We start from the raw sequence: 12770 nt of genomic DNA on the forward strand, positions 1-12770 counted from the left end.
ATTGTTCATGAATTAATGGTAATAAGACGTAACAAGCTGCCATTTTTTCAGAGAGGTCTGAGGGCTATGTCCTTGATTTTACGCATATTTTGACGGGGTTGTCACCCCGTGAGGCACGCCGGTCGAGATGTACCCACCACTCCGGAATTTCATCTGCACGAAAAATTTCACGAGTTTGGTTAGGCGGCGTGCCTGGAAAACCCAAATTTGCAGTAACAGATAATTTGGACAACTTGAGCAATAAACTTTTCCTAGTTTGGTTCTCCACCTAGCGTTTATAGCTTGGGGCAAGGGTGCTTAGATAGAAAGTAATCCCTATTCCCACAGGAATAATCTCGATTAATAGCAAGATAAAGGCAGAACTAGCTAAACACAAAAATGGTATCTTTTGCGCTGGGGATGAAACATCTTCATCAGTTTACCTTTGCTGCGGGTGAGTGAGGCTACCGTTACCAACCACTGCTCAACCAACTCCAAGAATTAGAAATTAATCGCTATTGCTCAGTTGCTGCCATGTCGCTTGATAGTCTTACTCCTATTACTTCGTAGACTTTTACCGTCCTTCTTACCACATCCTGGTCATCAAATTCACGTAACACCTTCTCTCTCCCGGCGTCCCCCATTGCTTTGCACAGATCTGGATCTTTCAGGAGTACCTCAATGGCATTAGCCAGCAGCCGAGCATTTTTAACTGGAACCAGAAAGCCATTTTCGCCAGGAATAACCACCTCTCGACAGCCAGGGACATCCGTTGCTACCAGTGGTTTCCCCATCGCAGCTGCTTCTAGTAAAATCCGAGGCACACCTTCTCGGTAGGAAGGAAGCACAACAACGGTTGATAAGGCGATCGGGTTTTCCATCTTCTCTACATACCCTAGAAGGTCAACCGCTCCTTCCCTGCGCCACTGCTCCAAGGTCGTCTCAGAAATTGAAGATGGATTTCCGGTGTCTGGGACACCTGCTATTTGAAAGGTCGCGCAGACTCCTTTTGTTTTGAGGATGCGAGCAGCTTCAACGTATTCAATCAGACCCTTATCAACTAGCAGCCTAGCGGCGAACAACACAACCGGAGCAGGTGGAGCATCAGGGTGACTAGGACGTGGTGAAAAGCGCTTCAAGTCAACACCAGAGCTTCTGATTAGTACCGTCCGGTCCGGAACGATCAACTTTCGGTCTGCAAAAGCTTGCAGATCATCCATATTCTGGAACACAACCCTCACTCTACGAGCAGTCAATATCTGCCGATACAGAAACCGGATAATAGGTTGTAAAATACGAGCCTTCCACTCGGTGCTAATAAAGATGTAGCCCAAGCCGGTTACAGCATTCACAACTGCTCTCGTTCTACTGAGCTTTGCACCAATCGTTCCGTACAGAACGCATTTAATTGTAAAGTGATGGACAGCGGAGGGCTTCTCACGAAGGTAAATGTATGTTAAGTGAGCAATGGTTAAGAGTTCTACTAGAGGGTTGATACTCCGCCGACTCAGCCGCAGTTGAATCCAACGAAACCCTTCTGCTTCCAGCCTTTCGACGTAGGCATCCCAAGGGGAAACTAAAACGACTTCGATTCCCTGAAGACGCAAAAATCTAGCTAGAGGCAGACGGAAGTTATAAAGATACCAGCCCGTATTAGCAACTAGCAAAATTTTCAGGCGATTTTTGTTTTCCACACAACTTAATCTCACCCTAGTTTTATCAATTAGTTTATATGCAGGTATGGAAATATATAAACTTGATAGTGAAACCAATACTAATAAGGTTGTCTATAAGTCAATTCGCCCAGCTTATATCTGGTCTTGGTAGTGGCTCTCTTGAGAGCTAACAATCTTAGGGAAAAACAGGGTTCTATCGATTCATTCCCAGTTGAATGCTTCGCCACTACAAGATAATTAGCGCCTTACAGATATACTCTAAAGACTCCAATAATGGATAGTGGATGGTAATGTAGCAGGGTCAAGAACCGATTTGACATCCATTAATACTCCACCTGAGCGCAGACAAGTGAGTAGTTGAGCGCTGGGCATGTCTAGGTAGACTTGATGACTGACTGCAAGGATCAGTCCCTCCAGATCGGATAAGGCTTGCCAAGGGACAAGGTCAATGTTGTAGTAGCGCTGTGCTTCATCGGGATCGACCAAGGGGTCATGTACGAGTGGCTCTACACCAAATTGTTGCAGCTCTGCCACAATATCTGGCACTCGGCTATTGCGAAGGTCTGGCACATTTTCCTTAAACGTTAGCCCTAGAATCCCAATTCGCGACCCTTTGATGGGCAGATTAGCCTGAACTAAAAGCTTGACTAGGCGCTGTCCTAGGTATGTACCCATGCTGTCGTTGATACGGCGACCGGCTAGGATGACTTGAGGATGATACCCCAGCTCTTCTGCTTTAGTCGTCAGGTAATAAGGATCGACCCCAATGCAATGACCCCCGACGAGTCCAGGTGTGAAGGGCAAAAAATTCCATTTGGTTTTGGCTGTTGCCAAAACATCCCAGGTACGGATGCCTAGGCGATCGCAAATTAAGGCTAACTCGTTCATCAAGGCAATGTTCAAGTCTCGTTGAGTGTTCTCGATGACTTTGGCTGCCTCGGCTATTTTGATGGAAGGGGCGCGGTAAACGCCTGCGTCAATGATGCTGCCGTAGACATTGGCAACCCGTTCCAGGGTTTCGGCATCCTCCCCAGCTACGACTTTGACCAGGTTTTCTAGGGTGTGAACGCGATCGCCAGGATTGATCCGCTCTGGTGAGTAACCTAGCTTAAAATCTATACCTTGCTGTAAGCCTGATACCTTTGCTAAGACCGGCCCACAAATATCTTCTGTTACTCCCGGATACACAGTGGATTCGTATACGATTACTGCTCCTGGTTGTAGCACTTTGCCAATTGTTTCAGAAGCTTGGATCAGGCAGGTTAAGTCCGGTCGGTGGTTGCGATCGATTGGCGTTGGTACGGCGACTACAAAAAAATTTGCTTCGGCGAGGTTGGCGATCGCGGTGGATATCTGGAGATTGGAGGTTTTTAAGTCATCATTGCTGACTTGACGCGCAGGATCGATGCCCTGCATGAGGATATTGACTTTCTCAACATTACTATCAAAGCCAATTGTGCCGGGGAACTTTTTGGCAAACGCCAAGGCAACAGGTAAACCAACATAACCAAGACCGATGACGGCAATGCGATTTGTTTGCCTAAACGCTTTGCGATCGCTCATGATACTTGCTTCTCTTTGATGTTTAGAACCGGATCGGTCTGCCTTTAGTCATCTAACCATGCCTGGAACATTAGGACAGCCCATAGATAATATTGCCAGCTTGCGATCCCCGATAGATGCTTCTTCTGTTTCTGACCAATGGGTTGAGGATTGAAACAACCCCAATGCTGCGATCGCTGTTCTCAAAGCAATGCTTCTCACCAGTGGCACACAGAACTCTGGCAACCAGCATTTAATCGAGATACCAAAGCCCATTTTGGTTTCCTCAATCAAGTTCCGAGGCATATACTTACATAAAACTTGCGGCAAAAGTTATGTACCCTAACTTTTTTTAATTTTAATTGTCAGTGGCACGCACTTAGCAAATTCCATAACTACAAAGCTAACAATTTATATTAGCGACTCAGAAATTTTTTAGAAAATGTTTCATTCCTACACCATTTATCCCACCCTAGTATTACCAACTAATTTCTATTCCACGTTTTGAAATATTTTAATTTACTAGGCGTTCTAATACCAAACTACAGCACCTTTGCTATACACCTTACTTGGCGTATTCAGCTTGATACCTATAGATTATAATCAATCATTTGTTGTAGCTTTCAAGCAATGCTCCTGCTTCATAAGAGGGTATACGCACTTTTTACCTCAGTAGTTTCAAAGGCAAGTTTAAGTAGTAGAGATTTACACGATGAAGCCTTAATTCTTTGTCGTGAGTCCTGTGGTACAATTCCACAACCGAATACCGCCATTATACCTTCTGGTATATGGTAGGCTGTGCCCGCCTCGACTTGATGTATTGTAATGCCTGCTGATTCCCAACTAAAATCAATACTTTCTCCATTTTTATTCTTATAAATAAATTTCTTTAATTTAATGTCTATAGCAGGAGGCGTTCTAATAGTAATACTAAGGCTACTAGTGATTTCTTCAACCTTGAATAGTGGCTTCCCACTCATAGAGTAACAGTTATTCAACTTTTGAATGAGATGGTATCTTACTTCTGGGTCGGGAATTTCTACAGCAATCTGCGGCACCATTGCCAGAAGTTGCTTGTAATCTGTTTTTTGTAAGCCGAATACACCCATAAATTTGGGGATATCTGAAATTGCCGATGAAAACCCTTGATATTCATCCCGATGAATTGCGGCTTGCCCCATACTGGTGGCAAAGACTAAAGTTATTTCTGGATTTACTTTGCACAATTGCATGGCATCAGCCAACATTTTGTCAAGTATTTCAAGAGCGAAAATCATGGTAGCCGCATGGATCTTGGGTTGAGTGAAGTAGCGATCGCCAAATTCTTCAGGAAAAATATGGTGCCAGTAGCGGTGCATTACACTAGCCACATGATTCGTAAAAAATGTAGAAAATGCGGGTGGGTTATGGGCGTTATAGAGAGATTTGAATATATCCCATAAAAGGATAGTCTGGAAAGTTGATCGACGTGCAACACGTGGTGGGTCAATCCATTCCATACAAAGCTGCTTGGCGATTTGTATGATGGTACTCCTGGAAATACCAAGTTTAGGTAGAGAAGCTAATAAACCTGATAAATCTTTAGAAATCAGTCTATCTTTTTTGACAACAAGACCGTTTTTGGCAACTTGCCCCAGGTTGAATTTTTGGAAAGACTCAATATATCTGGGAATACACCTTTCGTCGTGAGCAAAAGTATCGGGAATGTAGAATCCACCCTCACCTGGATCGCTAGGAGGCCAACTTTGTAAAGAGCCACAGATACCAATACTTAGACCAAGTTCGCGAAATTCCTCCCAGAGTGGCTTACCTTTGAAAGTACCGGGATTTTGCCCTAAATTTTTGATTCCATGCTCTTGATTACTCATACCCCGATAAAATGAAGGCCAAGTAACCCAAGGTGAGAGTTCACCGCTATCAACTGCTAACGTAGTGTAAGTTTTAGCGTTGTCAAAAAACTTTCTGATGTGAGGAAAGCGTGGATCAGTTTTGAATCTATCGATAAGCTGCCACGGAACTTCATTGATTTCCAATAACAGAATTTTGCGGAGTGGTCTAACTAGATTAGACATTTATATCCTCCAATAGTTTATTTTTAGGGGCAGAGTAACTGGATCAATTACTGACTTAACATTTATCAAGTTTTGATAAGGAATTCAGATAAAGAGTGTCAGGCATCTAACCAAGCTTGGAACATCAGGACATCCCAAAGATAGTATTGCCAGTTGCGATCGCCCGCAAGATGCTCCTTCCATTTCTGACGAATCGGTTGCGGATTGAAAAAACCCTCATCCCGCAGTCGCTGTTCAGAAAGTAGTTCCTCTGCCCAGTCTCGTAAAGAACCGCGCAACCAACGTTTAATTGGAACGCCGAAGCCCATTTTGGGACGCTCGATCAGGTTACTTGGCACATACTTACACAAAACTTGGCGCAACAGCCATTTACCTTGCTTATTCTGAATTTTCATAGACAGCGGCACGCGCCAAGCAAATTCGACCAGCCGATGGTCTAACAGCGGTACGCGGGCTTCTAAACCCACACCCATACTCGCTCTGTCTACCTTGGTAAGGATATCGTCCGGTAGATAGGTGACAGTGTCGAGGTACATCATTCGCTGAATAAAGGATGGTAGGCGCGTCCAGTGTTGACGGAGGGCAGAGTCCGAACCATAGGCATCGCTTAAGATTGTCGGTGGTTCGCAGCTACCTATGACTACAGCTTCGGGGTTTTTCCAGTGAGAAACTAGACCTTTGTACATGGCATCGGGATGAGACACTGCCAAAATCTCAGCCAGCTTATGCAGTTTGTCTCCTGGATGGCGTTGCTGGAGTCGAGCCGGTAGTAGGCTATCAAAATGTGTAAAGCCCCGATCCCAAGCTTGAGGGGATAAGCGGGTTAATGCACTCGCTGCAACCTGCCGCAAACTTGGTGGTATCCAGCCAATCTGCTGCCAAATTTTGGCACCCCAGAAGTAGCGGTTGTAGCCAGCAAATAGTTCATCGCCGCCATCTCCGGAAAGGGCAACGGTAACTTGCTGTCTGGCAAGTTGAGACACTAAGAAGGTAGGAATCTGGGATGAGTCGGAGAAGGGTTCATCGTACAGCATCGGTAGCTTGGGGATAACTGCTAGTGCTTCCTCTGGTGTCACATACAGTTCTGTATGGTCTGTACCTAGATGCTTGGCGACAGCCTTGGCATAAGCTGCTTCATTGAAAGCGTCTTCATCAAAACCGATGGTAAATGTTTTCACTTGTTGGCTGGAAACCTGCTGCATCAAGGCAACTACAGTCGAAGAATCGATGCCCCCTGACAGGAAAGCACCCAAGGGCACATCTGCCACCATTCGCAGATGTACTGCTTGCTGTAACAAAGCTTCCAACTGTTCTACTGCTTCCGACTTTGAACCTGTGAAAGGGTTAGCAATACCCGATTCAGCAACTTCCTTGGCAGACCAATAGGGTACGGTAGGAGAACGAGTCGCACCCCCATTCCAACTTAGAAGAGTGCCAGGGGGTAGCTTGTAAATACCTTTATAGACGGAATAGGGTGCTGGGATGTAGTTATGCCGCATAAACAAGGCTAAGGCATCCCGGTTAATTTCAGCCTCGAAATTAGGATAAGCCTTGATAGCTTTTAATTCAGATGCAAATAAAAAAGTTCCATTTATCCAGCCGTAATAGAGGGGTTTTTCGCCTAGTTTGTCTCGCCCTAAATGTAAAACTCGCTCTTGCCAATCCCACAACGCAAAGGCAAACATCCCGTTAAAACGTTTGACTGCTGGTTCCACGTCCCACTCGCTGAAAGCAGCCAGCATCACCTCTGTGTCGGAACGACCGCGAAACCGATGTCCTAGCCGTTCCAATTCTCGCCGCAATTCTAAAAAGTTATAAATCTCGCCATTGAATACAATTACATAGCGCCCATTTGCAGACACCATCGGCTGATGTCCTTCTGGGGAAAGGTCTACAATCGCCAGTCGCCGATGCCCAAAACCAATCCCAGATGCAGCATCCACCCATACTCCGCCGTCATCTGGCCCTCGATGGAGTAGGGTATTTGACATTTTCTGCGCGATCGCCTGCATCTGCAATGCGCTTTTTTGGCAGGATGTGTCCCAAAAACCTGTAATACCGCACATCTATTTTTTGTAGCCCACTGCACACCAGTAAGGAGGGCGATCGCTAAATACAATCTCTTCCAGCCCCGCATTCTCCATCATTTGATATATCTCATTTTTAGAAAATCTTTTCTCTAGTTTTGTGCCAAACCGATCTAACGCATCATTCCGCATCACATAAAAACTTTTATTTCTGTAAAAAGACAGAGGTATAGAACTAACATTCACACCAAAATTTTCCAGAATTAGCGAGAATCTCGCCAGCGGCAGATAAATAATAAAGGCTATAACTTGACTTAACAGGTATCTTATGAAGTAAGGTGAGCGAGAAATTATAAAACGCCCAGATTCACTAATTTTCCATATTATTCTGAACCACCCAGGTCGATTATCAAATGAGTAGTACAAATAAAGCAGAAAGGGGGCACCTGTTTTTAACTTTAGTACACAAGACTTAATTCCTGCTTCCGTATCGGGAACATGGTGCAACACCCCTAGAGCATATCCAAAATCAGCGAATCCATCAACTAAGGGAATTTCGTCAACACTTACTAGATGAAACTGGCAATTATGATGTTGGCATAAATTTTTTTTAGCCACATTTAATGCAGCAAGGCTTGGATCTATACAGTGCAATTTGCCAACTCGCGGTGCAACTAGCTTGGCCCAACGACCGCTACCACACCCAAGGTCAAAGCCAACAGCATCTTTTGGCAATTTATCCCAATCTAAAATATCAAAGTATGAGTTAAATATTTTTAGATTTTCTTGATCTGAAAGTCCGGATTGGTCAAATTTACTCCACTCATCACCAAATCCTTCAACTACTTTAAAATCAATATTTTTATCCATAAATTACCTGTTTGTACGTTTCTTCATATTGTTTGACTATACTCTCTAGGGAAAACTTCTCTTTAATACGTTCCCGTGCTTTTCTCCCTAGTTCATATCTTCCTTTAGCTCCTATTTCCATTAACTGTAACCACCCTCTACTTAAAGCTTCTGGATTGCTGGGTGGCACTACGCAACCTGTTTCTCCCACAATCCAGGCTGCATCCCCTACATCCGTAACTACGCAGGGTACACCACAAGACATAGCCTCGCCAATGACATTCGGAAAACCTTCACAATAAGAAGAACAAGAAGCAATATCCAGAGCAGCCGTGAGGCGCGGCACATCTTGACGTTCACCAAGTAAGTGTACGTAGGGATAAATTCCTAGCTCCTGGATTAGCCGACATAAAAGTTGATTTTGCCAATCAACTCCCTGACCAGCAAGAACAAACTTTACATCTGGCTTAATTTTTACTAATAATGCAGCAGCTTTAAGAAAGTTTTCGTGGTCTTTCATGGGATGAAAACGTCCAACTAGACCAATCATAAAACTCTCTTCAGCCAGATTTAGCTCTAAGCGAACAGTGGCACGAGCTTCTAATGATGGTGTAAATAGTTCTGTATCAAAACCATTGGAAATAATGATGTTTTTCTTGTTGCAATAGCCAATTTTATAATGCTCGTCGGCACCAACTTTACATGCATAAATCACTCTCTTGGGAAAGTAAGATAAGTAGGAAAGAATTTTAATAATTAATATAGTTTTTACTTTAGTGTCTGATAGTGACAAAGCAGAGTGACGAATATTCCACGCTACAGGAACTTGCCCGGGTAAAAAAATGTTAACTAATTGTGCAGCAAGATTGCCGTGAGACATCCAGCCTTGAATCAAATGAGGTTTAATTTGGCGTACTGTGCGAATTAGTCGCCCTATAGAGGCTAATGTCGGGATTCCATGTTGCATGCCAATGGTGTGAACTGGGATATCTAGGGCGGCGATGCGCTCGCCCAAGGTTCCTCTATCCATTAAAGAGATCAGAACCGGATTAAACTCTTCCCGATTTATCCGAGATAACAGCTTATAGAGCATCATTTCAGCACCGCCAGTCCCTAGGCCAGTAATGATAAAAGCGATACATAATCGTCTTGTTGATTTAGCCGCCCAATTAACCATATGGATTAATATCGAGTGGATACTTACGAGAGTTTTTTACAAAAATTAATTGAATTGCAAAATAAAATAAAAAATATATTAACAAGGGAGTTTTCAACTCTCCTATTGATATTATTAGACCATTTCTTACAAGATTTAGCGCTAGGTTGATTAGAATAACAAGTAAGATAGGTGACTGGTGTATGCGCCATAGATATGAAACAAGAGCTGCAAAAAACATTGGGAAAAAATACGAAGTATGGTTTTCCAAAAAAAACGAGAACGCAGTCCCTTGACCTGTTTCTAGCCTCAATCCAGAAATTGTAGCAATTTGGGCATAAAAGTGCTCGAAATTTTTAAAATCATAAAATCGTTCGCTTAAAGGAAAAAGTTTTATAATGTAACCTAGTAAATCAGGTTTTAGCTTATCCAAATTTGACAATCCAATATATGTATTAGTAGTTATGGCAGCTATTTCTTTCGGTATAAAAATGTTATAAGTCTCAAAAACTCTTAAGAAATAATTAATAAATCCATATTTGCCTACCCAATTATAGAAAAAAATGTATCCAGCTACTACCCTTGATAATTCGCTCAATACTAAACCAATAATTGTTAAGACTACTACTTTTACTACCGGTAACTTATTTCTAGCTTGATAATTTAAAATGAATAACATAAATAAGATACCTACATAGTATCTAAACCCTTGAAGCAAGCCAACTATACCCACAATAAGCATCAAAGCATAGATGATGTATCTACTAAATTTTTTTTTACTAGTTGAAGCAACCCCGTAAAAACCACTTAGTAAGAAAAGATGATAGTTAATAGAGATAAAATAAAGATTGGGTGTTTTTTTTAAAATTTCAGCAAATCTAGTCGCTTTATTTAATAAAATAAAATCCTTTAAACCATAGAAAGCTAATTCGTTTAGAAGTGCTAAAGAACCTAAGCTTATGAAAATATATGATAAAATTCTTAATTTATTAATTTTAATTGAATAGTTACTTTTTATTGTATTCTTAAAATAAACCCTATCTAAAATAATAATAGCTAGCATACTTAAATTAATAATTATAAGTAAAATGTAATTATCTGCATTAAAATTTATATGAAATATCTCATAAAAGTATTGAAATTTAAAATCTTTAATGATAAACCCTAAAGAATAAATAGAATAAACAAACCCAAATATCAATAAAAAATAATTTTTGCTGTTTAATGAACCCCAAACAACAGGGGACAAGGTGGCTAAATATAGTAGATATGCAAACAGTGAATCCACCTTAGTTTTCCTCCCTATTTTATATAGGTTAATTATAAAAATTATGGAATATTTTTATTTAGTATTGCACAGGTTCTTTCGATATACCTTGCACAATTAAACTCAGAAATAATTCTCATCCGTGTTCTGATTACTGAGATGTAGTTCCGATTAAGGAGCTTATCTAGTATTAGCTGCTTAACTCCGGCTGCAAATGCTTCTGGGTTTAATGGTGGTACTACTACCCCAGTATCACCCACAATCCAAGCGGAATCTCCCACATCTGTCACCAGACAGGTTACACCACAGGCCATTGCCTCGCCAATTACATTAGGAAACCCTTCGCTATAAGAAGAAGAGGTAGCAATATCGAAAGCATTGTAAACCGCAGGCATATCGACACGTACTCCTGCCCAGATAACTTTTTCAGAAATATCTAACTTCTCCGTCAACTGATACAACTTTTGAGCATAAATCTCAGGACCAGTACCCACGCAGACAAAGCGTACATCTTGGCGTTGTTTGCACAAGAGTGCAGCTGCTCTAAGAAAGGTTGGATGGTCTTTTATGGGGTCTAGCCGTCCCACTAAACCGATTAAAATGCTATCCTCTGAAATCCCCCATTCTGCTCGCACTCTTGCCCTAACTTCTAAATCAGGCTTAAATAGCTCAATGTCGATGCCATTAGGAATGACTATACTCGTTTTAGCGCGATAGCCTTGAGCTTCGTGGTAGGCTAGCCCTGCCTTAGAATTAGCTACGATCAAGGGAACGGATGCCGAAATCCATTTACACAAACTGAAAGGTATCGCTCGTTTCCAATTTAATTTCAGATTAGATGCCCTGATCCCCCATATTAAAGTGACACCAGGCATCCAGCGCACAGCAAGCCAAGCGATTAGATTACTCAGGTACAAAAAACTATACACGAATAGAGGTGTCTGCTGTTTCCGCAACACGCTCCGCAACCGTGGGATAGCCCAGATTAACTGTAGTCCAGCGGGGATAGTTCCACTGAACTTCTTTGTGAATAACGGATATATTCGGACTTGACCTCGAGCTTGAAGCCATTCCCAGTTTTGACCACCAGGGTAGAAAGTTACAACACACACATCATGGTTTCGTTGGGCCAAGCCATCAGCAAGTTGCACAATCTGATACTCGGCACCGCCTGTCTCAAGGCTACCAATAAAAAATACAATCTGCATGAGGAGTTATGTTTTATACCCATACTGCTGCATAAGCCATCCTGCAAGTAGCCAAAACAGATTTTGCTCCTGAACTGGCAACCTATCAATCCATTCTGTGTCCGCCTGCAACTGCACTGTCCCTCTCATACGCAAGCGGTTCCCAGCAATAGCGTGACCGACTTTCATAGCTTCTCCCGCCGTAACTGCATTAGCTACTTCATCAAAATCACATTCAATTAAATGCCCAATCCTCTCTAATGTTTTCTTAGGATTAGTTGCAAAATCTTCATATAAAACTCTGATTGATTTTCCAGGGTCAAATTGAGAACGAAGCAATTCTGATTGCAGATTGACATCACTCCAGAAAATAGCAGTCTTCCAAACTGGCCAAGCTTGAAGCGTCTCTTCTATTCCTCCTTTTTGATGCTGTTTGTATGCTTTTTTCAGTGAATGTGCTACTCCTCGACCATCTCGTACTAAATGAATTAAGTACACGTCGATCTCAGGCATCATAGAGAGCGCTAAGGCTCGAACTGGGTTCTTAGAGGAGTCAACGATTATAGACTTTTTACTCACCGAGCAGATGGTTTGAAAGAGGGCACAAGTCCATTCGCTATAAGCCTGAAACTGAGGGGAGCCGTTCATGCGCTCTCTAAACAAACGCAACCAACACAAAAAGCTTTTCATGCTTTGAAAGTTCATGCTTTCAAAGGTATTCTGAAGAGCTAAATACCTCTCAATATCGTCAAATCCTATGCTTTTTACCCATTCCGCACGCACCTTTGACCAGAACGAACAGATAGAGCAACGCTCACCGCAGGCGCAGTATTCGTTATTAATCCAGCCTCGGCGCGGTAAGTTGGTTAGTTCCCCTACGCTTTCAATAGAGGGATGATTCCCAAGCAGCGTGCTGAGTACTGTGGAGCCACTGCGACCCACACCGCCAATGTACAGAATACGGATAGATGGCATGGAAAAAATTATTAATTTTGTTTACCTTGAACGGACTTTT

General features: G+C 42.5%; 11 protein-coding genes. All 11 read right to left on the reverse strand.

Features of this window, described 5'->3' with window-relative positions:
- Window positions 1–64 precede the first annotated feature (64 nt).
- Window positions 65–232 (reverse strand): hypothetical protein, encoded by a 168-nt coding sequence (locus NDA03_RS25105; RefSeq protein WP_348239490.1) that lies wholly within the window; start codon window positions 230–232, stop codon window positions 65–67.
- Between the two features lie 262 nt (window positions 233–494).
- Window positions 495–1673, reverse strand: coding sequence for a glycosyltransferase family 4 protein (locus NDA03_RS25110; RefSeq protein ID WP_190416086.1), 1179 nt, complete (start codon window positions 1671–1673; stop codon window positions 495–497).
- A 240-nt stretch (window positions 1674–1913) separates the two neighbouring features.
- Entirely contained in the window at window positions 1914–3218 is a 1305-nt protein-coding gene (locus tag NDA03_RS25115) for a nucleotide sugar dehydrogenase (protein ID WP_190986619.1), read from the reverse strand.
- 48 nt (window positions 3219–3266) lie between these two features.
- Complete coding sequence (locus tag NDA03_RS25120; protein WP_190416088.1) at window positions 3267–3473, reverse strand: hypothetical protein; 207 nt, start codon at window positions 3471–3473, stop codon at window positions 3267–3269.
- Window positions 3474–3838: 365 nt separating this feature from the next.
- Entirely contained in the window at window positions 3839–5269 is a 1431-nt protein-coding gene (locus tag NDA03_RS25125) for a hypothetical protein (RefSeq protein ID WP_190416089.1), read from the reverse strand.
- A 98-nt stretch (window positions 5270–5367) separates the two neighbouring features.
- Complete coding sequence (gene asnB / locus NDA03_RS25130) at window positions 5368–7335, reverse strand: asparagine synthase (glutamine-hydrolyzing) (protein WP_190416090.1); 1968 nt, start codon at window positions 7333–7335, stop codon at window positions 5368–5370.
- A complete protein-coding gene (locus NDA03_RS25135; RefSeq protein ID WP_190416091.1) occupies window positions 7336–8166 on the reverse strand; it encodes a class I SAM-dependent methyltransferase in 831 nt (276 codons plus the stop codon). It abuts the gene before it with no gap.
- The gene (locus NDA03_RS25140) at window positions 8159–9322 is read right to left on the reverse strand and encodes a glycosyltransferase (RefSeq protein ID WP_348239491.1); all 1164 of its coding nucleotides are present in this window, start codon (window positions 9320–9322) and stop codon (window positions 8159–8161) included. Before NDA03_RS25140 ends, NDA03_RS25135 begins: the two co-directional genes overlap by 8 nt.
- Complete coding sequence (locus tag NDA03_RS25145; protein WP_348239493.1) at window positions 9315–10589, reverse strand: hypothetical protein; 1275 nt, start codon at window positions 10587–10589, stop codon at window positions 9315–9317. The genes NDA03_RS25140 and NDA03_RS25145 overlap by 8 nt, the downstream gene beginning before the upstream one ends.
- A 41-nt stretch (window positions 10590–10630) precedes the next feature.
- A complete protein-coding gene (locus NDA03_RS25150; protein ID WP_190416094.1) occupies window positions 10631–11776 on the reverse strand; it encodes a glycosyltransferase in 1146 nt (381 codons plus the stop codon).
- 6 nt (window positions 11777–11782) lie between these two features.
- Window positions 11783–12730: a sulfotransferase gene (locus NDA03_RS25155; RefSeq protein WP_190416095.1), complete on the reverse strand. Its 948-nt coding sequence runs from the start codon at window positions 12728–12730 to the stop codon at window positions 11783–11785.
- Window positions 12731–12770 lie beyond the last annotated feature (40 nt).

Origin of the sequence: Trichocoleus sp. Lan (assembly GCF_039961855.1) — a bacterium.
In the GTDB taxonomy this organism is placed as follows: Bacteria; Cyanobacteriota; Cyanobacteriia; order Cyanobacteriales; family FACHB-T130; genus FACHB-T130.